The 24,971-nt window shown below is 44.7% G+C and carries 20 protein-coding genes, 1 tRNA gene and 1 pseudogene; 14 read left to right on the top strand and 8 right to left on the bottom strand.

From position 1 onward, the window contains the following. Window positions 1–422 precede the first annotated feature (422 nt). The 4 genes from ACXACS_RS01415 to glpG all read left to right on the top strand — a co-directional run bounded on the left by ACXACS_RS01415 (window position 423) and on the right by glpG (window position 3,974). Window positions 423–1,619, top strand: a complete 1,197-nt coding sequence (locus tag ACXACS_RS01415) for a glycine C-acetyltransferase (protein WP_474803182.1) — start codon at window positions 423–425, stop codon at window positions 1,617–1,619. Next, window positions 1,616–2,641, top strand: coding sequence for an L-threonine 3-dehydrogenase (gene tdh / locus ACXACS_RS01410; RefSeq protein WP_474803179.1), 1,026 nt, complete (start codon window positions 1,616–1,618; stop codon window positions 2,639–2,641). Before ACXACS_RS01415 ends, tdh begins: the two co-directional genes overlap by 4 nt. Then, the gene (gene glpE, locus ACXACS_RS01405; RefSeq protein ID WP_118490912.1) at window positions 2,641–2,952 is read left to right on the top strand and encodes a thiosulfate sulfurtransferase GlpE; all 312 of its coding nucleotides are present in this window, start codon (window positions 2,641–2,643) and stop codon (window positions 2,950–2,952) included. The genes tdh and glpE overlap by 1 nt, the downstream gene beginning before the upstream one ends. Before the next feature lie 158 nt (window positions 2,953–3,110). Then, window positions 3,111–3,974 (top strand): rhomboid family intramembrane serine protease GlpG, encoded by an 864-nt coding sequence (glpG, locus tag ACXACS_RS01400; RefSeq protein ID WP_474803176.1) that lies wholly within the window; start codon window positions 3,111–3,113, stop codon window positions 3,972–3,974. Between the two features lie 204 nt (window positions 3,975–4,178). Here the strand turns inward: glpG and ACXACS_RS01395 are convergent, their stop codons facing one another. Beyond that, window positions 4,179–4,592: a flagellar basal body-associated protein FliL gene (locus ACXACS_RS01395; protein ID WP_474803173.1), complete on the bottom strand. Its 414-nt coding sequence runs from the start codon at window positions 4,590–4,592 to the stop codon at window positions 4,179–4,181. 148 nt (window positions 4,593–4,740) lie between these two features. On the opposite strand from ACXACS_RS01395, the gene ACXACS_RS01390 reads away from it, so the two are divergent. The 4 genes and pseudogenes from ACXACS_RS01390 (at window position 4,741) to ACXACS_RS01375 (ending at window position 7,012) form a co-directional block, all read left to right on the top strand. Next, window positions 4,741–5,310, top strand: a complete 570-nt coding sequence (locus tag ACXACS_RS01390) for a chorismate--pyruvate lyase family protein (protein ID WP_474803170.1) — start codon at window positions 4,741–4,743, stop codon at window positions 5,308–5,310. Beyond that, complete coding sequence (ubiA, locus tag ACXACS_RS01385) at window positions 5,307–6,158, top strand: 4-hydroxybenzoate octaprenyltransferase (protein WP_474803167.1); 852 nt, start codon at window positions 5,307–5,309, stop codon at window positions 6,156–6,158. The genes ACXACS_RS01390 and ubiA overlap by 4 nt, the downstream gene beginning before the upstream one ends. Before the next feature lie 217 nt (window positions 6,159–6,375). Continuing rightward, window positions 6,376–6,705, top strand: a pseudogene (locus tag ACXACS_RS01380) (type II toxin-antitoxin system RelE/ParE family toxin); the annotation flags it as partial. Window position 6,706: 1 nt separating this feature from the next. After that, window positions 6,707–7,012 (top strand): helix-turn-helix domain-containing protein, encoded by a 306-nt coding sequence (locus tag ACXACS_RS01375; protein ID WP_474803164.1) that lies wholly within the window; start codon window positions 6,707–6,709, stop codon window positions 7,010–7,012. Window positions 7,013–7,122: 110 nt separating this feature from the next. On the opposite strand, the gene ubiK is transcribed toward ACXACS_RS01375, so the two are convergent. Beyond that, on the bottom strand, window positions 7,123–7,374 hold the full coding sequence (ubiK, locus tag ACXACS_RS01370) for a ubiquinone biosynthesis accessory factor UbiK (protein ID WP_012516595.1): 252 nt from the start codon (window positions 7,372–7,374) through the stop codon (window positions 7,123–7,125). A 111-nt stretch (window positions 7,375–7,485) separates the two neighbouring features. On the opposite strand from ubiK, the gene rep reads away from it, so the two are divergent. Then, window positions 7,486–9,501, top strand: coding sequence for a DNA helicase Rep (rep, locus tag ACXACS_RS01365; protein ID WP_269917521.1), 2,016 nt, complete (start codon window positions 7,486–7,488; stop codon window positions 9,499–9,501). 131 nt (window positions 9,502–9,632) lie between these two features. Here rep and ACXACS_RS01360 read toward each other — a convergent pair whose 3' ends face one another. Together ACXACS_RS01360 and ACXACS_RS01355 are read right to left on the bottom strand one after the other, a co-directional pair. Continuing rightward, window positions 9,633–12,233 carry a sensor domain-containing phosphodiesterase gene (locus ACXACS_RS01360; RefSeq protein WP_474803158.1) on the bottom strand — a complete coding sequence of 867 codons (2,601 nt, stop codon included), beginning with the start codon at window positions 12,231–12,233 and terminating at the stop codon, window positions 9,633–9,635. A gap of 102 nt (window positions 12,234–12,335) precedes the next feature. Next, window positions 12,336–12,743 (bottom strand): c-type cytochrome, encoded by a 408-nt coding sequence (locus tag ACXACS_RS01355; protein ID WP_014947775.1) that lies wholly within the window; start codon window positions 12,741–12,743, stop codon window positions 12,336–12,338. 265 nt (window positions 12,744–13,008) lie between these two features. Between ACXACS_RS01355 and ACXACS_RS01350 the strand changes: the two genes are divergently transcribed. The 3 genes from ACXACS_RS01350 (at window position 13,009) to ACXACS_RS01340 (ending at window position 14,848) form a co-directional block, all read left to right on the top strand. Then, window positions 13,009–13,085, top strand: a tRNA-Arg gene (locus ACXACS_RS01350). Between the two features lie 313 nt (window positions 13,086–13,398). Then, window positions 13,399–13,647 carry a helix-turn-helix transcriptional regulator gene (locus ACXACS_RS01345; protein WP_474803153.1) on the top strand — a complete coding sequence of 83 codons (249 nt, stop codon included), beginning with the start codon at window positions 13,399–13,401 and terminating at the stop codon, window positions 13,645–13,647. Continuing rightward, window positions 13,637–14,848, top strand: coding sequence for a type II toxin-antitoxin system HipA family toxin (locus tag ACXACS_RS01340; RefSeq protein WP_474803150.1), 1,212 nt, complete (start codon window positions 13,637–13,639; stop codon window positions 14,846–14,848). The genes ACXACS_RS01345 and ACXACS_RS01340 overlap by 11 nt, the downstream gene beginning before the upstream one ends. A gap of 96 nt (window positions 14,849–14,944) precedes the next feature. Here the strand turns inward: ACXACS_RS01340 and ACXACS_RS01335 are convergent, their stop codons facing one another. The 4 genes from ACXACS_RS01335 to ACXACS_RS01320 all read right to left on the bottom strand — a co-directional run bounded on the left by ACXACS_RS01335 (window position 14,945) and on the right by ACXACS_RS01320 (window position 19,499). Further along, window positions 14,945–15,235 (bottom strand): helix-turn-helix domain-containing protein, encoded by a 291-nt coding sequence (locus ACXACS_RS01335; RefSeq protein WP_474803147.1) that lies wholly within the window; start codon window positions 15,233–15,235, stop codon window positions 14,945–14,947. Between the two features lie 262 nt (window positions 15,236–15,497). Further along, a complete protein-coding gene (locus tag ACXACS_RS01330) occupies window positions 15,498–16,355 on the bottom strand; it encodes a helix-turn-helix domain-containing protein (protein WP_474803144.1) in 858 nt (285 codons plus the stop codon). 74 nt (window positions 16,356–16,429) lie between these two features. Continuing rightward, on the bottom strand, window positions 16,430–17,827 hold the full coding sequence (locus tag ACXACS_RS01325) for a sugar porter family MFS transporter (RefSeq protein WP_474803141.1): 1,398 nt from the start codon (window positions 17,825–17,827) through the stop codon (window positions 16,430–16,432). Between the two features lie 10 nt (window positions 17,828–17,837). Next, a complete protein-coding gene (locus ACXACS_RS01320; protein WP_474803138.1) occupies window positions 17,838–19,499 on the bottom strand; it encodes a sulfatase family protein in 1,662 nt (553 codons plus the stop codon). A 591-nt stretch (window positions 19,500–20,090) separates the two neighbouring features. Here ACXACS_RS01320 and ACXACS_RS01315 point away from each other — a divergent pair. Beyond that, on the top strand, window positions 20,091–22,430 hold the full coding sequence (locus tag ACXACS_RS01315) for a TonB-dependent receptor (protein ID WP_474803135.1): 2,340 nt from the start codon (window positions 20,091–20,093) through the stop codon (window positions 22,428–22,430). A gap of 241 nt (window positions 22,431–22,671) precedes the next feature. After that, the gene (locus ACXACS_RS01310) at window positions 22,672–24,963 is read left to right on the top strand and encodes a beta-glucosidase (protein ID WP_474803132.1); all 2,292 of its coding nucleotides are present in this window, start codon (window positions 22,672–22,674) and stop codon (window positions 24,961–24,963) included. The last annotated feature ends 8 nt before the right edge of the window (window positions 24,964–24,971 follow it).

Below are 24,971 nucleotides of genomic sequence, written 5' to 3'. Positions count from 1 at the left end.
GTTGACCTTTGGTGTACGAATTTTGGTCTAAATGGAAGCCTTTTAATCGCGAAACAGTCCTGCAAGCCTAGCGGGCTAAGTTAAAGGACTGTGACAAAGAGTAAAAGGCTTCCATAACGACCCCTACGGGCAGCGCCTTTGTGCCATCTATACTGCGTTGAATGTTCTCGATTTAGAACCACTAAACCGTCAAACATTCGCCTTGTCTAGATGGCACACAGACCGCTGCAAAAATGTACAACAAAGGTCAACAGGCCCTAGCACTTAAAACAAATTAGCGTGATTTAAGCATTTTTTGTGAGTGTGCTGAATAATTTACAAACTTAGTCGACAAACCCATTAAATACAGCGCAAGGGTGTGTACCCTTTCATGCGCTTTCATTACACTAGCGGTTTTCATATACCCACACTTGGAGAATGGCATGTCTGCGGCATTTATTTCTCATTTGCAATCGCAAATTGAAGCCACGAAAGAAGATGGTTTGTACAAAAAAGAGCGTGTAATCACGTCCCAACAACAAGCGGATATTGGCGTTGCTGGTGGCGAGCACGTTATTAATTTTTGTGCTAACAACTACCTTGGCCTAGCAAATAATGAAAGCTTAATCGAAGCGGCGAAAGAAGGCTTAGATAGTCATGGCTTCGGCGTAGCATCTGTGCGATTCATTTGCGGAACGCAAGACATTCACAAGCAACTAGAAGCCTCTATCAGCGACTTTTTAGGTACAGAAGATACCATTCTTTATCCGTCTTGTTTTGATGCCAATGGCGGACTGTTTGAAACCCTTCTTGGACCAGAAGATGCCATTATTTCTGATGCATTAAACCATGCGAGTATCATTGACGGCGTGCGCTTGTGTAAAGCCAAACGTTACCGCTATGCCAATAACGACATGGCAGCGCTAGAAGAGCAATTAAAGCAAGCTGATGCCGACGGCGCGCGCTTTAAAATCATTGCTACCGATGGCGTATTTTCCATGGACGGCGTTATTGCCGACCTTGCTTCAATCTGCGACCTGGCCGACAAATACGGTGCCATGGTAATGGTTGATGACTGCCACGCAACGGGTTTCTTAGGCGAAAATGGTAAAGGTAGCCATGAATACTGCGGTGTAATGGGTCGTGTAGATATCATTACAGGTACTTTAGGCAAAGCCCTTGGCGGCGCGTCAGGCGGTTACACGTCAGGCAAAAAAGAAGTGGTTGAATGGCTACGTCAGCGCTCACGTCCTTACCTATTTTCTAACTCAGTCGCGCCACCTATTGTTTCAGCATCATTAAAAGTGTTTGAAATGATGAAAGAAGGCGATGAATTACGCGCTAATCTATGGCGAAATGCCAACCACTTCCGTAAGCGCATGGAAGACGCGGGTTTTACCCTTGCTGGTAAAGATCACGCTATTATTCCGGTAATGCTTGGCGATGCCCGCTTAGCCAGTGAAATGGCTGATAAACTGCTAGAAAAAGGCATTTACGTTATTGGCTTCTCTTACCCTGTTGTACCAAAAGGGCAAGCCCGAATTCGTACGCAAATGTCAGCAGGTCACAGCCTTGAACACGTAGATAAAGCCATCGATGCGTTTATCGAAGTAGGCCGTGAAATGGGAGTGATTTCATGAAGTCGCTGGTAAAAGCAAAAGCGGAAAAAGGCATTTGGCTACAAGACACGCCAAAGCCTGAAGTAGGGCACAACGACCTACTGATTAAAATTCGCAAAACCGCGATTTGCGGTACTGATATGCATATCTACAACTGGGATGAGTGGTCGCAGAACACGATTCCCGTACCTATGGTGGTTGGTCACGAATACGTTGGCGAAGTAGTGGGTATGGGGCAAGAAGTAAAAGGCTTCGAAGTTGGTGACCGTGTTTCAGGTGAAGGTCATATTACTTGTGGTCACTGCCGCAACTGTCGCGCTGGTCGCGTACACTTGTGCCGTAACACTGAGGGTGTGGGTGTAAACCGCCCTGGTGCTTTCGCAGAGTACTTGGTAATTCCCGCATTCAACGCGTTTAAAATTCCAGACAATATCAGCGACGACCTCGCGTCTATTTTCGACCCGTTTGGTAATGCCGTTCACACCGCGCTAAGTTTCGACTTGGTAGGCGAAGATGTGCTTATTACAGGTGCTGGTCCTATAGGTATTATGGCGGCGGCGGTCGCAAAACATGTAGGTGCGCGACACGTTGTTGTTACCGACATTAATCCTTACCGTCTTGAACTGGCTAAAAAAATGGGTGCAACCCGTGCTGTTGATGTAAGTAAAGAAAACTTACAAGACGTTATGGACGAACTGGGCATGTCAGAGGGGTTCGATGTGGGCCTTGAGATGTCTGGTGTGCCAGTAGCCTTCAGAGACATGCTCGACAAGATGAATCACGGCGGCAAAGTGGCCATGCTGGGTATTCCTCCGCAAGACGTTGCTGTCGACTGGAACCAGGTCATTTTTAAAGGTCTGGTCATAAAAGGTATCTATGGCCGAGAAATGTTCGAGACCTGGTACAAAATGGCGAGCTTACTACAAAGTGGCCTAGATCTTTCTCCCATCATCACTCATACCTTTTCCGTTGATGACTTTCAGAAAGGGTTTGATACCATGGGGTCAGGACACTCAGGTAAAGTTATTTTGGACTGGCAATAATGACAACATTCTCACACATTAGCGTAAACGACGTGGCTAACTTCCAAGGCGACGTAACTATTGTGGATATTCGCGATCCTCAATCGTTTGCTAATGGCCATATGCCCAATGCGGCACCGCTTAACAACGACAACTTTGGGGCGTTTATTGACCAAACACCCAAAGATATTCCAGTTGTTGTAGTGTGTTACCACGGCGTAAGCAGCCAGCAGGCTGCGCAAGTGATTGCTCAGCAAGGCTTTGAGACCGTTTATAGTATGGACGGGGGCTTTGAAGCGTGGCGACAGGCGAACCCGGTAGTAACCGAATAGCGATTTTATAAAGGTGCACAATGTGCACCTTTATTTTATGTTTTGCAGGTCTTTCACTATTTCAGTATAAAGAGTCAATGACGAGAGCTAGGATTCCGCGCTCTTGCACATCTTTATCGCTTCACACTCTTTTTTGCTTTTGGGGTAACAACTAGCTTATGGGTCATCCTTTAATTGCGTTTAATCAGCAAAGTCCAGCGCACCTTCTTGCCAACTACTTAACCAGTCAGCATATCAACGCCAACGTAGTACAGCACGAAAAAGAGTTTGTGGTTGTGCTGGATAACAATGAGCATGTTGACCGCGCAAAAGTTATCGCAGAAGACTTTATAGCAAATCCAACCAACCCTAAATATCAGCAAGCGGCATGGGACAGTGGTAAGAACGTACAGCTAGCCCCATCAGGTAGCGGCTTTTCGTTAAGCAAAATAATCTCTGATGCCGTTAAAGCGCCGTTTACTTCTGTGGTATTTGTGCTGTGTGCTGCAGTTTACCTATTGTCTTTATTTGGGTTATTTGCCCCCATTGCACAGCACTTATTGATGCAGCCGTTTTCTGTCTTGGCACAAAATCACGAGTGGTGGCGGCTGCTGGGCCCGGCGTTCATTCATTTCTCGGCACTTCATATCATATTTAATTTACTGTGGTGGGGCATGCTGGGGGCCAAAATTGAACGTACTTTAGGTATCAGCATGCTGCTTATTGTATTTTTAGTATCAGCCACAATTTCAAATGCCGCACAGGCGCTATTTAGCGACCCTGTACAAGGCAACCTATTCTTATTTGGCGGCTTATCTGGTGTGGTATATGCCGTGATGGGTTTTGTGTGGTGGCTGGGCTGGCTGCGCCCTAGTTGGGGGCTGTCGTTACCAAACTCTATTGTAGGCTTTATGCTGGTTTGGTTGGTCATTGGCTATGCCGACATACTGTGGGTGAGCATGGCAAATGCTGCACATACCGCAGGGCTTATTTCAGGCTGTTTACTTGCCGCCATACTAAGCTTGGGTTCTGCTAAGCGTTAGCAATTGTCCAGCGCAGGCCTTAGTTTGTATAAGTGCTAGAACGTGCAGGTATCACAACGAAAAGATAGGGAATAGTTAGCCGCGCTTACTTAGATATTTGGCGTATTACACGCTAATAAAAAACGGTAAACTACTATAGAAACAAAAAAGCGAGCTCAGTATTGAAGCTCGCTTTTTCATTAGGTTAGGCTGCAGTTATTCTGCTTAAGCACCCTGATATAAGTACTTAGTAAAGATGACGTTCTTAATCACTTCACCACCGGTTTCTTGCTGCATATGCTCTTGAAGAGCTTTCAATATAGCGCGGCGAATATCTTCACGACCGGTTAGCGACTTTACTTTTTCTGCGGGCTGCTGTCCGAAAATCTCAATAGCGGTAGCGCGTAGTAGTGGCATATGGTGTTCAGCAATTTCCAGTTGATTCACATCGTTAATCATCAACTCTACCGACACGCGAACGTAACCCAGCTTCTGTGCGCTGTCGCTAATATAGTTGGTAACAATTTCTGGCTCTAAGCCCAAATAAGCGTAGTTGGCTTTATCTTGTGCCAATGCTGAATTGCAACCAAAAACAAAAAAACTAACCGCAAATACACGTAAAACGAGTGACTTAAACATAGTGGAGCCTGAAACACCAAAGTAATAAATTCACTTGGTAGTGTAGCAAATCTCTAATCAAACACACTACTGCAAAAGTTTAACCAAGTGAAAATATTCTCACATGACGTGTTATCATACTAACAGATTCATTATTCGGGCTTTTCGTGTGAGTTTTAATGCCACTTTTCCAGTGGGTTTGGCGGTTGACTGGCAAGCACCTTCTGGCATCACAATTCCTAATGCGCAGCTAAAAAATTGGCTTTTAGACACAGGGTCGTTGACCGAGCGGGTGCAATCACTAAGCGATCATTTTTCGCTGGAGCTTATCGGGCAGAGCACGCAAATACCTCACGACAACGAGCTGTCGTTACTTCACAATAACGGTAACACCAGCTATCAAGCCCGTGAAATTCTATTATGTGGCGATCACCAACCCTGGGTGTTTGCACGCTCAATTATCCCCCAAGCATTTGTAGACAGTGAGCTTTCTGACTTAGGTCGCGAGCCACTGGGAAAACGCTTATTTAACGACGCGCGGTTCACCCGTTCACAGTTCCAATTGTGTACTGCCCAAGCCTCCCAGTTTGGCATCAATAGTAATCAAACCTTGTGGGGAAGGCGCTCGTTGTTTACGTTAGATAACTACAGCATGATAGTGGCAGAAGTTTTTCTTCCACATTCTCCGGCTTACGGTCAGTCAGCGACAAGCGAAAAGGAAAGCGAACAACAATTATGAAACACAATTGGAATGCATATGCGCGACTTATGCGCCTAGATAAACCCGTAGGTATTTATTTATTGTTGTGGCCTACATTGTGGGCACTGTTAATGGCGGCACAAGGTTTACCGTCTTTAGGCATTACGCTTATCTTTGTGGCTGGCGTAGTCGTAATGCGTTCAGCAGGCTGCGTTATCAATGACTATGCCGATAGAAAAGTGGACGGACGCGTAAAGCGCACAACCCAGCGTCCGTTGGCAACTGGTGAAGTTAAGCCTAAACAAGCGCTTCAGTTATTTGGCGCACTTATCGCTATTGCGTTTGTGTTAGTGCTGTTTCTTAACTGGCAAACTATCGCGTTATCTGTCGTAGCGCTTTTGCTTGCTGCAAGCTATCCCTTCATGAAGCGTTATACCCACTTGCCGCAGGTGGTATTAGGTGCGGCATTTGGCTGGGCGATACCTATGGCTTTCATGGCCGTGCTAGAAACTGTACCCACGTACGCTTGGTGGTTGTTTATTGCTAACTTACTATGGACAGTAGCGTACGACACCATGTACGCCATGGTAGACCGCGACGACGATTTGCAAATAGGCGTTAAATCTACCGCCATATTGTTTGGTAAAAACGACGTGCTAATTGTGATGTTGTTGCAAGCCTGCGCGCTAGCAATTCTGTGGTGTATAGGCGTAACAATCAATGCGACATGGCCTTACTACGCAGCCGTGCTGTTTTCTGCTTTGCTATGCGTGCGCCAATATCAACTTATTAAACGCCGACAGCGTGAAGGCTGTTTCACCGCGTTTATTGAAAACCACTACATTGGTTTAGCCATTACGCTTGGTACGGCGCTGCATTTTTGTTAGGTAAGGTAAAACTTACCAACAGCAAACTTCAACCTGTACCCACGTCCCCTTATAACTAATTTATAGCCAGTCTAAAGTATTCACTAGCTTATACAGGCACGCGCTTTAATCACTAAGTGTTTTTAAAACTGTGCACAAATTGTGCTACTAAGTGTTATACTTTGGGTGTCGAATGGAATCTATACGCATGTATAAATTGAAGTGATTCAAGAGGTGGGCGAGTAAGGAAGGTTTATCAGACAGCTTGTTAAAATTAGCAATTGCAGAAATGCAACAGGGATTAGTTGACGCCGATTTAGGTGCAAACGTGTATAAAAAGTGAGTACCTCTTTTGGGGCAAGGCAAAAGTGGAAGTCTAAGAACTCTCATAGCTTTTCAAGTGGATAATAAAGCCTTTTTTATTTACGGTTTTTCCGAAAGCACCCGCTCTAACATTAGTGTTAAAGAGATGAAGTCTTTAAAACTCTTAGCTAAAGAGCTACTGAACTACTGCGAGGAAAAGCTTAAGAAAGCTATTGATTCAGGCAGTATTGAAGAGGTGAGATAGCATGAAAGAAAGCATTTTAGATGTAATACATAGTACGGCAAAAGATTTGAGCGAAGCTGGAGTAATGGATAAGCAGACTATGCATAAGTTTGATGCATTATGTTTACCCAAACTCAAGCAATATGATGGACAGCGGATAAAAGCAATACGTGAAAAAGCAAGAGTAAGCCAAGCTGTTTTTGCTGCCTATTTAAATATCACGCCATCTACAATCAAGCAGTGGGAGCAGGGGAGCAAAAAGCCTCGAGGTACTTCTTTAAAGCTTCTGAGCCTTGTTGAGCAGAAAGGTCTAGAGATCTTGATGTAACGTTTCTTTTGTTCCGTGCTTTTGCAAAGACAGAAAAGCATTCTTTATCTCATCGGTTTCAACAAAAAAGCGCCATAAAGGCGCTTTCAGGTTTCTAGAAGTACCAAAGTCTACTTTTCTGCTAGTTTCGCTTCTAGCTCGGCTATGCGACTTTCCATAGCGTCTAACTTTTCGCGAGTGCGAATAAGCACTTGGCTTTGAATATCGAACTCTTCGCGAGTCACTAAATCAAGTTTCGACAGCTGCGACTGCAATACTGTTTTCACTCGGCCTTCTGCTTCTTCAGCCATGTTTTTAACGCCTGGTGGTACGGCATCAGCAATTTGTTTCGCTAAATCTTCGAGTTTCTTCGGATCCAACATGGAATTCCCTTATAATGCGCAGCTCAAAATATGAAAGCTATTCTATCGGTATCGTCGCGACATGCAATGAAAACCGTGTTACGCCCAAACGTACGTTGTTTTAGGAATTAAATGAAACTAAATGAAGCTCAAGAATCTGCCGTAACCTATGTGTCTGGCCCATGTTTGGTGCTGGCAGGGGCGGGCAGTGGTAAAACCCGTGTAATTACCAACAAGATTGCTCATTTAGTTAGAAACTGCGATATGCCAGCGCGCTATATTGCAGCGGTTACTTTCACCAACAAAGCCGCACGTGAAATGAAAGAACGTGTAGCGCAAACCTTGGGTAAGCCAGAAGCCCGTGGGTTAAAGGTATCGACCTTTCACACCATGGGCTTAACCATTATTAAAGCCCATGTAAAAGACTTAGGTCTAAAACCAGGATTCTCGCTGTTCGATGATAAAGACTCGTTTGCCCTGCTTAACGACCTAACGTCCGACACCCTCGATGGCGATAAAGATCAGCTTCAGCTTCTGCAAAGCTGCATATCGAACTGGAAGAACGACCTTATATTGCCTGACGCCTTATTGAAGTCAGCAACCAGCACGGGCGAACGCGAATTTGCAGAAGCCTACAAGCGTTACCAAGACAACCTAAAAGCCTATAACGCGCTAGATTTTGATGACCTTATCCTGCTGCCCACACTGCTTTTAAAAAGCAGCGAAACGATAAGAGCCAAATGGCAAAGCAAAATTCGTTATCTGCTGGTGGATGAATACCAAGATACCAACACCAGTCAGTACGAGTTAGTAAAGTTACTAGTAGGCGAGCGCGCACGGTTTACCGTGGTTGGCGACGACGACCAGTCTATTTACTCATGGCGTGGCGCGAAGCCGCAAAACCTACATTTGCTGCAAGAAGATTTCCCTCGACTAAACGTGATTAAGCTACAGCAAAACTACCGCTCGTCAGGTCGCATTCTACATTGCGCGAATATTCTTATTCAGAACAACCCGCACTTGTTCGATAAAACACTATTTTCAGAGTTGCAGTACGGCGAACCGCTTAAAGTGATAGAGGCAAAGAACGAGGAACATGAAGGTGAGCGGGTGGTGGCAGAATTGCTGGCGCATAAGTTTATGAACCGCACCCAGTTTAAAGACTACGCCATTTTGTATCGCGGGAATCACCAAAGCCGTATTTTCGAAAAGCTGCTAATGAGCAACCGCATTCCTTACAAAATAAGCGGTGGGATGTCGTTCTTTGGTCGAGCTGAAGTGAAAGACATCATGGCCTATTTACGGCTATTGGTGAATCAGGACGACGATAATGCTTTGCTGCGTATAATAAATACGCCCGGGCGTGGTATAGGCCGCGCTACGCTAGAAAAACTGGGTAACTTTGCCAATAGCTTGGGTGTGTCTATGTTTGAAGCCGCGACCCATCCTAACTTAAACAGCGTGCTGCCTGATAAAGCCTTTCATTCGGTATCGACCTTTGCCCGCTGGGTAGTTGAGCTGTCGGACAACGCTGAACGTGGCAACACCGCAGATGCAGTGCGCACCATGATCCGCACCATGGGCTACGAAGAGTGGCTATATGAAACCAGCGCCAGCCCCAAGGCCGCAGAAATGGCCATGGCCAATGTGAGTACGCTATTTGGCTGGGTTAACGATATGCTGGAAGGCAACGACCTAGACCAACCCATGACTTTAACTGAGGTAGTGAACCGCTTAATTCTGCGCGACATGATGGAGCGAGGTGAAGACGATGGGGAAGGGGACCAGGTTCAGTTAATGACGCTGCATGCTTCAAAAGGTTTGGAATTCCCTATTGTGTTCCTAGTGGGTATGGAAGAGGGCTTATTGCCGCACCAAAGCAGTATTGACGAAGATAACGTAGAAGAAGAGCGCCGACTTGCCTACGTAGGTATTACCCGTGCCCAGCGCGAGCTGATTTTTAGCCTTGCCAAAGAGCGTCGACAGTTTGGTGAAGTGATTAACCCCGAGCCAAGCCGCTTTTTATTCGAACTGCCGCCCGATGACGTTCAGTGGGAAAACCAAAAGCCAAAGGCAACGAAAGAAGAGCGCCAGCAAAAAGCACAGGTGGGTATTGCTAACCTAAGAGGTATATTAGGTAAAAAGTAGTCGGTAAGTATCTAACTCAGTTAGCTTTGTCAATGCAGATTGGTCGGAATAACCGCAGTGAGAAATTTTCCGGCTAGATGCCTCAAATATACACTTTCAAGGAAGTGAAAACTGAAAGTGGGTACTTACTTTTAGCTGGCTAGCAGTGCCATATCAAGCACTTTGGCGTGCTTTAATATCTTGCCCTGACCGTACGAACACTCAATTTCATTTAGGGCGTCAAGCTGGGCTTGAGAATCTACTCCCTCTGCGATCACCTTAAACTTAAGGTGTTCAGAAATAAGCATCACCGATTGAATAAGCTTTAAGTTACGCTGAGAGCGCGGGAGTGATTTTACAAATCGGTGGTCAATCTTGATGAAGTCGAAGGGGTAAGCAAACAGGTAACTTAGCGAAGCTAATCCACTTCCAAAGTTATCAAGAACAAGGGTTACGCCAGCGCGTTTGAGCTTTTTAATTGCCGGTAAGATAAACTGCGAACGTCGATTTAAGTCATTTTCATCAAACTCAAACACAAGCTGGCTTGGCGTAATGTCAGATGCCGCAATTACGTCTATCATTTGATTAACCATAGAAGCCTGTAATAAGTGGTTAATCGACACGTTAACCGCTATTTTGTTAATAGGCTCATCTGTATTCTTGTAGTGGTTTAGTAACTCGCATGCTTTGTTAAGCTGAAATAAATCAAGGTCTAGCGTTAGGCCGCTGTGCTCAGCCACTTCCCTAAACTGCTCACGGGCTATTTTGCCGTAGGCAGGGTGAGACCAGCGAATATACATTTCTTTATACAGCGTGCTCTTGTCATTTAAGTCAATCACTGGCTGCAAAAAGTAATCAAACTCTTCTTCACGCAGGGCGCGCCTGAATTCATTTTCAAGCTCCAGCTCTTCTATCAGCCTTTCGCGCATGCTCTTATCAAACATTACGTAACGGCCACGCCCCAGCGTCTTCGCTTGGTACATGGCTGCGTCGGCATCACGTAATACTTCGTCGGCGCTGCGATAATAGGTTTCTAAGTGGGCAATACCCACGCTGGCGCCGGAATACATTTCGCGACCATCCAGTAAGAATGGCTCTGAAATTGAAGAAATGATGCGACTAGCTACTTCTTCTACATCGGCTTCATCTTCGAAGTTATCCAGCAGTACAACAAACTCATCACCTCCTAAGCGGGCTAATAAGTCGTGACCGCGAATACACAGCGCAATGCGTCTTGCGACCTCAATTAAGAACTCGTCGCCCGCGTGGTGACCTAGCGTGTCGTTAATAACTTTGAAGCGATCTAAATCGATAAATAACACCGCGAACAGGTTGTCGCTGTAACGTTGCTTGCTGGCTACGGCTAGCTCCAACCGACTTGTGAACATAGCGCGGTTAGGTAAATCCGTTAACGAGTCGTGGTGGGCGTCGTGGATAAGCTTAAGCTCAATCTCTTTGCGCTCTTCAATTTGCTGCTTTAAAAACTTGTTCGCGCGGTTAAGTTCTGCAGTGCGCTCTTTCACGCGCTCTTCAAGCTCAATGTTATAGCGCTGCATCGACTCGGTGTTACGCTTGCGCTCAATGGCTACCGCAATGTGGTGCGATACAAAGCGAAGAAGCTCTTGGTCGCGGGCATTGTATTTTGCCAGTTTACCGTAGGTTTGAACTGCAATAACCCCGGCAATTTCGCCTTCAACAACAAGCGGTGAACCGAGCCAAGAGTTAGCACTATTTAGCATAGTCTGAGCAACAGACACATCGAGGTCTCCCGACTCGGCCAGCTCTAACACCTTCGGCGGGTTTACTAGCTCAGCTTGGCCCGTACGTAACACATATTCGGTAAGCCCTAAGCCGAGCGGCCTGGAACTAATCTCTTTGTTTTTGGTATCGCTGAAGTACGGAAACTCCAACATTTCTTTCTCTTTGTCGAGAATAGCTATGTAACAGTTCGGAGCGCTAATAAGCCGCGCAAGAATATCGTGAAGGCTGGAGTAGAAGGCATCCATATCGCCTTCAAGGTTGGCCGCCAGTTCAGAAATTTCAAACAGCGCTTGCTGCAGCGACTCTACTTTTTGGCGTTCTAAAATTTCTTCTTGAAGATCGTCGTTCGTTTTTCGAAGCTGGCGGGTACGCTCGCGAATAGTGCGTTCGGTAAGCTCTCTGTTTTTTACTCTATCTACGGTAGTAACAATATGCTGGGAAACAAAAAGCAGAACCTCTAAATCTTCCTGAGTGTAGTGCACGCCCTCATCATAAGTTTGCACTACCATTGCCCCAATCACTTGGCTACCGCGTTTAAGAGGAACGCCCAGTAGCTCATAGGGCTGTGAACCTACCAGCTTAATGTCGTGCTCAGAGGCAAAGGTTTCTTCTTCATCGCGCTTATAAAATAAGTAGTTGCCAGTTCTAAGAATATAGCCAGTCATACCGTCCATTAAAGACTCGGCAGGAAGCTGAGGAACGGTTTGTTCGTCGAATTCATCAATAAAATAGGCAAAGTCGACAACGTTGCTTTCAGGTTCGTAAAAGGCAACAAAGAAATTGTCGGCGTTCATGAAATCGGCAATGATTTCGTGAATAGCGGAGTAAAGGCGGTTTAGGTGACTTACAGAGCTGGCAAGTTCGGAAATATCAAAAAGCGCCTTCTGAACACGTTCAGCGCGCTTATATTTGTCGGTGAGTTGTTGGAGCTGCGGTATAAGTTCGCGCAGTTCTTCTTCCGTCAACTCGTGTTGCGTCGAATCTTGTGACATTCCGCTCGCCAGTAAAAAAGTAACGTTTCCCAACCGGTTAACTTACCCGATTAGAGGGTGAAACGCTACTTTTTCCATCAAGTTGTTGTGAAAGTGTAGGTATTAGATACCTTCAATCATATACTCAATAGCGGCTTTAATTTCGTCATCAGAACAGTTGCCACAAGTACCGCGAGGAGGCATAGCGTTGATACCGTTCAAAGCGTTTTGCCATACACCATCAAGACCGCGCTCGTCCAAACGAGGCTGCCAGTCTGCTGCAACGTGAACTTTAGGAGCGCCCAGAACACCTGCAGAGTGGCAAGCAACACACGCAGAGTTGTAAACGTCTTCGCCAGACTTTGCACCGCCAGCTGCGCCAGCGCTACCTTCTGCCGCTGCACCTGCAACATGTACCTGACCTACCGGCTTAATGCGATCGGCAATTTCATCGTTACTCATTTCTTGTGCTTGTGCTGCAAAAACAGTTAGCGCAGTAGCAGCAACAGTTAACCAAGTCTTTAATTTCACATCTGTCTCCAGGCAATGATGAATTTGTTTAAAATATAACTGGCCAGATTATAACGGTAAATTGGGGCTGAACAACTATTTGAGGCCAATTACCCATAAAAAGTAAGGATTTTTAATAGTTATACCAAGCCATCTAAAGAGATTTTAATAAATGAGTTGAAGCCAGCCCGTGGCGTCAGTATTATTACGCCCCGTTTGCAGCATACGTGTAGTGACGTAGTTCATTGTTGTAAACGCTCGGTGATCATCTCACTGATTCTACAAACCGCCCTTAGCTCAGCTGGATAGAGCGCGGCCCTCCGGAGGCCGAGGTCAGAGGTTCGAATCCTCTAGGGCGGGCCATTTTCCCATAGTTTTGTGTTAATCAAATTCTCCAGTTTGCTTCTTGCCGCTTTCTTTAACTTTTCGCTGATTGCAATCTGCTTCATTGTTGGTATCTGAACGTTCGAGAAAGACCGTTATGCGAGCGGTAATCACACGTTAAAGCAAATTCAGAACGACTTGGCGGACTGGCTGAACAATGTAAAACTAAAGCATGAACTAACCTAATCCGCTTCAAAAAACTTCATTTCACTTTGTTTTATTGTGTTTATATATACACATTTTTGGATTATAATACTTTTGTGCGTATATAAACACACTTTTGGTGTAAATGATGAGCAGAGAATCAATCGGTAACCAGTTAATGACTGAGCGCAAACGTCGGCAATTAAGCCAGGGTGACGTTGCCAGTAAACTTAAAGTAGACCGTTCCCAAATATCACGTATCGAGAATGGCCGGGACCAGGGGTCACTGCAGCTGCTGGAGCGGTACTTAACTCTTATGGGGTTAGAATTAACAGCCACCCCCATTAATCGCCGCCCGACATTAGACGAATTGGATTCTATTTACGATGACGACTAATTCCATTCTCGCCGGACTGCCCGAACAGGTTCGCCAGTTGAAGGTCAATGTGGCCGGGCAATCATCCGGTATATTAAATCGGACTGCCCAGTTCAACTACACTTATACTCGGGAGGATTTACCGGTATCGTTAACGATGCCTTATCAACCTGAGCCGTATACGCGGGGCGCACTACACCCGATATTCACGCAAAACTTGCCAGAGGGCTATTTACGCCGGTATATCATGGAAAAACTTATCCGGTATGCCAACGTTGATGATATGTACCTGCTGGCGCTCATGGGGGAGAAGGGTATCGGCCACTTATCTTTTGATGCTGGCATTGCGCTGCCAGAACCCGAACCCATCGCCATCGATGACATACTGCATTGGGATGGCAAAGACAGGCTATTCCCTCAGCTGCTTGAACGCTATTACCTCAATGGCATGGCATCCGGCGTTCAGCCAAAAGTGGTGGTATCCCGCTCTACCATCTTACAAAAAGACGTTATCGTTAAAACGTTTGATGATGAGTTCCCGCTACTGACGGTAAACGAGTTCGTCTGTATGAAATGCGCTGAATACTGTGGCCTTACTACGCCCCGAGTATGGCTCTCGGATGATTTGCAGCATTACCTGGTAGAATGTTTCGACGTCGACGATGACGGCAATAAAATCGGTATAGAGGACTATGCCTCGCTCATGGGGCGCACCGGCGACCAGAAGTACAGAGGCACCTATGAGAATGTTATGAAGGCTACACTGCGCAATACGCATTCTACTGAAGAATTAGACAAGATGTTTGCGCTGGTGACCTTTAATTGTCTGATTGGTAACGGTGACGCCCACCTTAAAAACTTCTCATTGCAATACAACCGTGATCACACTGATGTAAAACTAAGCCCAGTTTATGACGTTACTCACACGCTCATATACCCGACTATCGATAACGCCATGGCGCTGAAAATGCGAAAGAGCAAAGCTTTCCCAACGCGCCGCGATTTGATTGAATTCGCCTTTGAGGTGGGGGTAAGCCGTTCTATAGCCGGCGATACTGTCGATAGCATGGCGCAGGGGATTCTTGATTGCCTGGCATCACTGGATGAAGTAAACGCCATGGAAGGGCTACGGGAGTCAATAGAAAGGCATATTGGCAGCGTCATGGAAAAGCATTCTATCCAGGCAGCCTATCGCCATGACAAAAAGAAAAAATACGAATAGGCCATAAGGTGAGTGGGGGCATTGCCCCTCCGTAGACTATCGGTATGATGGTGGTCTCCATCTCATCAGGCAGCTGGGTAAACAAAAAAATAAGCTCTAGAAGTCATTAGGCAATTCCTTTTCTACAAGTGAGCTTTTTCTCAAAGGATTGTTGCTTACTAACTCGTATTCCTTTTCGATGGTTTCAATAAGCGGGTCAAGCACTTCGAGTTGATTTAATATTGTAAGTAACGTATCCGAATTTATGCCTTTTCCTCGCTCTAACCTGCTAATAGTATTTTTACTAGTGCCGGTTCTAAGTGCTAGCTCTTCTTGATCCATAGAAGCGGTTCTCGCTTGCTTGACGAGGTTACCAAGCAGTTTTTTCGTGTATTCAACTTTGCCCATAAAACACCAAATATAGCCATTAGTGACGTAATTATTTAAGTATGGCTACTTAATAAAATGTGTCAATTAAATAGTCATATATGATGTTTTATGTCTTTAATCATAAAATATAATGTTTTATGCGATCGGAAAATGTGGATTTGACTATACTTCATCAGGCAGTACTTACTAGGAGAACCAATCAATAGGCCTGTTTAATTTCGCAAAGTCGCCTCCTCCGGAGGCCGAGGTCAGAGGTTCGAATCCTCTAGGGCGGGCCATTTTATTTGTGGTTTTTGCGGAAACTAGAAGGTGTATAGTGAGTCGCTTTCTTAAAAAATTTAGTGAAATGAGCTTGGTCTTGGAAACCCAGACGCTCTGCTACGGTAGAGATGTTGATATTCGAAAAAATCAAAAGCCTTTTCGCCTCATCTAATAAGTATCTGTAAATCAATTCTGAAGCGCTTGATTGAGAATACTGCCTGCAAATTACATTAAGATGAGCGCTACTTACTCCTATCTTATTCGCGTACCATTTTACTTGATGTTGTTCGCAACCATACTTTTTAATTAGCATCTCGTAAAAGCGGACTTTATGTTCAGATCTAGACGGCTTAATCACAGGTTGACTTGTTGATGGCTCAACCCTTCCGAGAATAATTAAAAGTTGTTGAAGTAACGCTATTGTCATCGCCCCGCTACAAGCGAAAACGTTCCGAGCTTCGTCTTCCAGCTTTTGGCACAAATAGACGACATCATGTATGTACTTTCCGTCTAACCTCCCTATCAATGCATCGTCAATGAAACCCAAGGAATCTACATTCTGTGCTATTTGTTTTACCACGGGTGAAACAACAGATAATACATGCCCTTTCGACCCCACGTCCCAATCAAAACCATGAACAACATTTTCAGGTATAAAAAGCGCGCAGGGAGCGGTCACTATCGTATTTCTGTCATCGAGTTGAACTCTGCAACCGCCGGTCGTGATAACAAAAATTTGGCAAAGCGCCTTGTGACGATGAGGTAGTACCTTCCACCCGTGTAGCTGACTACGAACGGTCAGTGCTTCGCCATGAAAGAAAGCTTCGAACTCGTCAAAGCTATTCTCTACATAGAGCTCGAGATTTTTAGCGGTCAATTTTGACCTCCGTCGTGAACCATTTCCCTGCTTGACGAGAGTTGATGACAATAGCGTCACTTTTGGTGTTGCTGTTACATTGCTTCAAGTGATTTGCCTTTCGTCTCTTTCACGAACTTCAAGACAAAGAAAATAGATAAAAATGCAGCAAGTGCGTAAAGGCTATAAGCACCAACCAAACCAATTGCTAAAAGCAATATTGGGAAGGTTATTGTAATGAGGAAGTTGGCGCTCCACTGTGCAAGGCCACTTATGGCTAAACCAGACCCCCTTACTTGATTAGAAAACATTTCACCTAACATTACCCACATCACAGGCCCCCACGATAAATTAAAGAAGAATACGTAAACATTAGCCGCCACTAGAGCGAGTGTTCCCATATGACCCGGCAGCTGAAGCTGTCCTTCTATAAATTGTCCGCTTTGAAATGCGATAACCATTAACGCTAGTGCTGTTGCCATACCGACAGAGCCGACAGTGAGTATGGGCTTTCGGCCCCATTTATCGATCAAGGTAATGGTAATAATACAAGCAAAGATACTCAGCCCTGCACTGAGTATATTTATTAGTAATGCATCTGACTCTGTAAACCCAACGGCTTGCCACAATACGGCACCGTAATAAAACACCACATTTATACCAACAAGCTGTTGTAAAACGGCTAGACCAATACCTACCCACACAACAGGCCTAACTTTGTTCGTTGATGTGTCGAAAATGTCTCGCATTGAAGGCTTATGATCAGCTTGCAGCGAGTCAGATATCTCGTGGTATATAAGATTGGCCTGCTGTTCTCCAAAAAGCGCACTTAACACGCTTTTGGCTTTTTCTTTTTTTCCAGAGAAAACTAAATATCTTGGGCTTTCTGGTATAAAGAACAGTGCGAAAAAAAACAAACTTGCTGGGGCAAGTTCTACCCAAAACATCCAACGCCAAGCTTCAAATTCTGCCCACAATATGTCAGTTGATTTGCCTGCCGATAGCGCCAATGCATAGTTGCTAACAAATGCCGAGAAGAGACCAGTAATAATGGCAACTTGTTGAATAGTCGCCAAAGCGCCCCTGTATCTAGCTGGTGCAATTTCTGCAATATAAGCCGGTGACATGACGGAAGCTGCCCCTACAGCTATCCCTCCAAGTACGCGGTATATAACAAATTCAATCGAGCTACTAGCGAGTCCCGAGCCTAACGCTGAGATAATAAAAAAAACTGCTGCGACAATCAGCAGGGTTTTCCTACCAAAAATATCTGCTAATTTCCCCGCAAAAAAAGCGCCAATGGCACAACCTAATAGCATTGATGCAACGTTAAAACCTGTGCCTACATCATCGGCATTAAACGCGAATTGCAGTCCGTCAATGGTTCCATTAATCACGCCACTGTCGAAACCAAATAAAAAACCGCCAATAGTCGCTACCAAGCTGACAAAAATAATAGTGAATCGGTTTTCGTTAGTGTTTGCTTGTTGCACAAACTTTCTCCTAGTTGTTTTTATTCAGACTTTCCATGAAGGGAAAGTAAAGCTCACCTTTTCTTTCCTTTTCTATCTTCAAAGGAGTATCAGGGAATAAGCCGTTGTATTTATCAAATCTATTAGGTTCTACTTTCCACCAATCGGGAAAGGGAGCTGCTTCTAAACCCTCTTTTCTACGTAAGTTCAACCCCTCTGAGAGGCGAGCGTTGAAAGGAACCGAAGGCTTTGCATCTGTTGCTGGAAATAAAGATTGATAAAGGGCTTTGCGAAGAGGAAGCAGCTTTTCTGCGTAATCAGGGTGACGAATTAAGTTTTTACGTTCATCGGGGTCAGTACTTAAATCATACAGTTCTTCTATGTCCCAAACGCCGTGGTACTGAATGTATTTAAGGTCGCCTCGTCGTATTGAAAATGTGGTTGGGGTCATAGGAAATGAATATTCCCAGTAATACTCGTACACAAAGTCTGGGGCATCCCACTCTTCTTCCTTTACCGCACCCGTGGCAACGGGTAAGAAGCTTTTCCCTTCGAAGTGACTTGGTGCCGCTATACCAGCAAGGTCTAGAAATGTTGGGGCTAAATCAAGGTTTCGCACTAATGTATGGTTGCTCTCTCCTTCTGGCAGCAAACCAGGAGCACTTATAACAAGCGGTACCTTTATAGAGCTTTCATAAGCATTTCTCTTATCAATTAGGCCGTGTTCCCCAATCATAAAGCCGTTGTCGCTGTAAAAAACAACCATAGTATTATCAAAGAGATTTTTCTTTTTCAGATAGCTAATAATTTCGCCTAAACCATCGTCTACCGCTGACAACGTTGCGTAATAATTTTTTAAGTAGTCACTCATTTTTCTGTCACTGGCATAGAAAAATTCTACGCCATGCCAGCTATTTCTTTGATTGTGAACCCACATAGGCTTGTTTTTAGCATCTTCTTTTGTCACCTTTGCGGTTTCAGGCAATGTAAATTCGACATCCTTGTACTGGTCTTTGTGGCGAGCGGCAGGCGTTGCATCTGAATGCACTGCTTTATGGCTTAGATAAAGTAAAAATGGCTGTGTTTGGTCGATATCGTTATCTAGCCACTCAAGTGCATAGTCGGTTAACTCATCTGTGATATAGCCTTTTTGATCAACGTGAACACCATCCACATTTAGCTGGTTTACAATCCCTTTATTGCGTAATGGTGGAGGTACCCGGTCTTGCGGATAGTAGGTGCCCTGACCGGTGAAACTTACCCATTTATCGAAGCCTTTGCGGGGCATATCTGAGTGAGACCCCATATGCCATTTCCCAAAAAAGCCCGTTTGGTAGCCCGCGTCTTGTAAATACTGAGGGAAGAAGGTTAACCCCTCTTCGCTAGAATTATTATTATCAACGATCTTATGATTGCGAGTAGACATGCCTGTCAAAATTGATGCGCGGCTAGGTGAGCACAAAGACGAAGTCACCAATGCATTTGTGAAGTGCACGCCGGTTGATGCCAAATCATCAATATTGGGGGTTTGGAGCGTAGGCTGAATGAAGCCCATTCCGTCATATCGAAGATCATCAACTAATACAAATACAATGTTTCGCTTCTGGCCATGCTCGCTTTCAGTTGCCGAGGCCTGACCAATAAGAGTAAATACACTGCAAACCGTGATAAAAGCCTTTAATGTGCGCTTCAATTTATGCTCTCCAAAAAAGTGCGCCGCCTTAGCGGCTCACACTATTGCGAAACTTCACAGTCGTCTGATGGTTCAAGCGAGATGTAATGTGATCATGTCGAGGTGAAGTAAGATATGGAAAAGTAATGCGTGTCCCAATCAAGCGCTGAGCTACCTGCAGTGAATGTAACCTACGGCGTGTATTTCATCGCTGGTCATGAAACAAATTACTTTTAACATTTCAGTAACTACCGATCCTAGGAAAAGCCGCGGTAAGGTAAAAATCGAAATTACAGATACTAAATATCTCTATACTCGATAGACGTTGTTGCCGTTATTTTTTTCGATGTTTACTCGGCTCAATAAAGGAACGAAGTCCACGGGTTTAGCTGCGTTTAGAGCTCAGGTGTTAAACGTTTTGCTAAGTATCATAGTTTGCGATAGGTGGGTATCACGAAATCGGAGTGTTCAAACGTTTCTATTTGGTTAAATTCTTGTAAACCGTTGGGTGGCTAGATTCAAAGACCGCTTTGTGAAACTAGCTAGCACATAACGCACTTTAATAACGCGGCACAAATAACACTCTCGAATGACTACTGAGAAGAGGGACACATGAAAAGCACATCGAAATTTAAACAGTCAGCGCTGGTAACCCTTATAGCAGCTGTTTTTGCTCAATCAGCCGTTGCGCAGAACGCTGAAACCGAAGCCAAAGACTCTGAAGGCTTTGAAGTTATTATGGTTAAAGCACAGCGTACTTCGCAAGATATTCAGAAAGTACCGGTAAGTGTACAAACATTATCTTCTGACGATTTACAAAAACAAAGCATCAATGAAATCACTCAACTTTCAACGCTGGCGCCTACATTACAACTAGGGCAAGACAACACCTTTGCCATTCGCGGTATTGGCACTCAAGTGTTTGCAGAAACCATTGACCCGAGTGTGGCGTTGGCAATTGACGGCGTAAGCTTAGGGCGAAATGCGCTTGCTGGCCAACCATTCAACGACATTGCCTCTGTTGAAGTACTTAACGGTCCTCAAGGCTTGTTATTTGGTAAAAACGCATCCGCTGGTTTGGTAAACATTACAACAAGAAGACCTGAGTTTGATGAATTCTCAGGCAATGTCTCATTAGAATATAACTACAGAGATACCACGCCCACAGATGCCAAAGGGCACATTATCAGAGGGACGGTAAATGTTCCTGTTTCAGATAATTCAGCGCTTCGTGTAAATCTGCTCAAATCGTCTCAAGATCCGCTTATCGAAAACGTGTTTCCTAATGACGATGTAAGAACAGACTTAGGTCAGGATAAATCGGGGATTAAAGTTAAGTACCTTTATGAAGATGGCCCCTTTTCTTTATACGCGATTGCCGATTACAACGAAAACGAAGGCACGGCTGAGCGCTACAGCCGAACCTATCGAACCGTAGATCCAAACAGTGAGTTATTGGACTTTTTTGAGCCAGACAATATTGTTCCAGGCCCTGAAAATATGACTAACAATTCAGATGGTGCAATGTTTAGCGACGTAGAGACAGGTGGAGCGCAAGTTGAGTTGGCGTATGAGTTTGATAGCGGTATAGAGCTCATTAATATTGCTGCGTGGCGTTACTTTGAAAGCGATACTAATTTGCACAATGACTTTGCATCTAGAAGAGACATTGTTGATAACCCAAATACCAACGACTACGAGCAATATTCAAACGAAGTGCGACTCGTATTCCCAAAAAATGACGATTATTCAGGGCAGGTTGGACTTTTCTACTTTAATTCTACCTCTGATATGACCAACAGCTTAGATGTTGAAGGCCCTCCTCCATTTGTTGCCGTTGGGTTCCCATTTTGCGTTGGCGCAGAGATTTCTGGACCGCCGCCAGAATGTCCGTATAGCAATGACGTTTTCTTAGGGAACGACAGCGATACTGAGCTAAAACAGGAAAGCTATGCTGTTTTTGGTCAGTTCGACTTTTACTTGACCGATAAATTAACGGCTGTCGCTGGTGCTCGCGTTACGCAAGACGACATTTCAACAGACGTTTTACAAATGCAGCGTAATTACTTTGTAGGGATAGGTGGCCCGCGTGGTCGATTCCAAGAATCAGTCGATAATACCAACGTCAGTTGGAAGCTGGGCGCTAACTATGAGTACACCAATAAGGTCATGCTGTACGCATCGATTGGGCAAGGCTATAAAGCACCTGGATTTAATACAGATAACCAAGGTAACCCTGATATTCCATTTGCAGTTGAAGATGAAATATCGACCACGTTCGAGGCCGGTGTAAAGAGCAGACTGCTAGATAACAAAGTTATCTTGAACGTGTCTGTGTTTAACACTGATTTTGATAACTACCAAGCGCAGTCGTTTAATCTAGACGCTCAAGCGTTCATTATTCAAAATGCGGCAAGCGTAACGTCCCGAGGTGCTGAAATTTCATTAAAGGCCATGGCAACTGAAAACCTCACGCTCCAATGGGACACGTCATTACTAGACGCAACGTTTGATAACTTTGAAGGTGCATCGTGTACGCCGGATTCTGAAGTTTGTGGTCCTGACGATGCGTTCTTTGATGCCTCGGGTTACACGCTTCCAATGGCACCTGATATTACTTCAACGCTGCAAGCAAACTATGAACAAGAGTTGACCGAAAACATGTACGGTTTTGTGAATGCAAACGTATACTATCGCTCGGAAACGTCTTATGGCATTGGTTCGCCTCAGAGAGAACTTGATGCAATAACAACCTTAAATTTGAGTGCCGGTATCTCTACCTACGATGGCTTAAACGTCTCTGTTTTCTGCAATAACTGTACTGATGAAAAATATCCAGTTTCTATTGGTTTTGACGCAGGTGAAAACAATGCCGGGTTAGCCTCAACCGTACAGACATGGGGACTTAACTCAATGCGTACCATTGGTATAAGAGTATCTCAAGAGTTCTAATCAACTAAAGCGCTAGGCCTGCGCCTAGCGCACTTTTCACTCATTAAAGACCCAAAAAATTCGATATCCTGTAACTATCGTTTTTAACGATAGTTATATATCCAAATTATCAACTATTTCTCACTTTGTGATTCTTTTAGCATAATTTGTTAATTTTGTTTTAAAATTTTTCGACGATGTTGCGATTTACATGGCCTGGCAAACAGGGCAAAACCGCGCATACTGCATGGAAAAAATTCATATGAAGTTTATAAAAAGATGCTCTGTTTTGATGGTTTTTCTTTCCGTACCCACTTTTTCTTCAGCTAATACGTCAGACGAGCTTAAACTTGGCAACGCGCCAGTGGAAGACATTGTTAAAGCAATGACGCTAGATGAAAAGGTAATGCTTGTTCGAGGAACTGGCATGGCCATGGAAACCGGTGGGCCGCAAGTCGGTGTAACTAAAGATAAAGTGCCTGGCGCCGCAGGAACAACTTATGCGATAGAGCGACTAGGTATTCCTTCCATCGTTTTTGCCGACGGACCTGCAGGTTTGCGTATCTCGCCCACTAGAGATGACCATGAAGCAACCTTTTACGCCACTGCTTTTCCTATCGCAACCTTAATCGGTTCAAGCTGGAACCTTCCTCTTGTTCAAAAATTTGGGCAAGCGGTAGGTAATGAGGCCAAAGAGTACGGCATTGATGTGATGCTAGCGCCTGCATTGAATATACACCGGCATGCAATGGGAGGGCGGAACTTTGAGTATTTTTCTGAAGATCCCGTTGTAAGTGGAATGATGTCTGCTGCTTATGTTGAAGGCCTGCAATACCAAGGGGTAGGTGCAACGCTAAAGCACTTTGTTGCTAACAACCACGAATGGAATCGTGATCAAATTGATGTAGAAGTGGATGAAAAAACGTTTAGAGAAATTTATTTAAAAGGGTTTGAAATTGCCATAAAAGAGAGCGCACCATGGGCGTTAATGTCTTCGTACAATAAAGTAAATGGCGAATATACATCAGAAAGCAGTGCTATTTTAACGGACACCCTTCGTCACCAGTGGGGGTTCGACGGCATTGTGATGACGGATTGGTTTGGTGGCGATAATCCCGTAAAGCAAATGTCGGCGGGCAACGATTTACTGATGCCTGGTATGGATCATCAAAATGCTATCATCAAAGGTGCCGTTGAAAACGGTGCACTAGAAGAGTCTGTTTTAGATCGTAACGTTAGCAATATTTTGAATCTAATTGTCAAAACCCACTCGTTTAAGAAAAGCACGGTCACCAACAAACCACCCCTTCAAGAACATGCCAAACTCGCTCGCGAAATCGCTACAGAAGGGATGGTACTGCTTAAAAATGAACACCAGGCACTACCTTTACAGGCTGGTGCCTCAGTTGCGTTGCTTGGAAATAGTTCGTATCAAACAGCAATTGGCGGCACTGGCAGTGGCGATGTTCATGAAGCTTACAGTATTTCAATAGCGCAAGGGCTTAAGAACGCAGGAATACATTTAAGCGAGGAATTATCATTACGTTACGATAAACACATCGCAACTGAAACTGCCAATTTGCCTGTATCCCACCATCCTTTAGCGGACATGATGCCAAGCCCTGCATTAGGTGAATTAGACATATCAACAACACTAGCTGAAGCGCTTGCACAAACCCACGATGTTGCCATCTTTACTTTAGGTCGCAATTCAGGAGAGTTCGTAGATAGAGAGCGTGAAGACTTTTATCTTACAGAACATGAACAGGCTCTTTTGACTGAGCTATCACGCGCTTTCTCGGCCAAAAACAAACCTTTTATCGTCCTTTTAAATGTTGGCGGTGTAATCGAGACGCAGAGCTGGAAAGAAAAAGCTGACGCCATATTGCTAACTCATCTACCTGGACAGGAAGCGGGTAATGCAGTGGCTGATATACTTACTGGTGAAGTAAGCCCGTCAGGCAAGCTTGCATCAACATGGCCACTTAAGCTTGAAGATTACCCATCAGATAAAGGCTTTCCTGGTTTTATCACCGATAAAGAAGCAGAACCAAATGGCATAACCGGCTCTCAACCATCTAAAGTTGTTTATCAAGAGGGGACACGAGTAGGCTACAGGTACTTCGATGCGGCGAACGAAGCGGTAGCATTTCCTTTTGGCTTTGGCCTTTCATACGCTAACTTTAGCTATCAAAACGTGTCTTTAAGCAGTACGTCTTTTTCAGATGAGGTAAAAGTTAAGGTAACGGTTACTAATACCGGAGAGGTGCCAGCCAAAGACGTCGTTCAGCTTTATATTGGTGCACCACAAGGCCCACAATCCTTAATTAAAAAGCAGTTGAAGCATTTCGCTAAAACAACGCTGTTAGCGCCCAAGGCGTCAGAAGATGTAGTGTTTACCTTAACCGCAGAAGATCTCATGTCGTTTAATACAGAAAAGAACGCTTGGTACGCCGAGGCCGGGTTGTATGACGTGCATCTTGCTTCTTCATCTAAAAACGTTTTTTCAACCCAGCCACTTGAATTGAAAAGCTCCATTTTCCAGCCGCTTTAAAGGAGATT

It is taken from the genome of Alteromonas sp. AWM4_230, from assembly GCF_056158305.1.
This window is presented reverse-complemented; position numbering and strand designations above follow the sequence as displayed.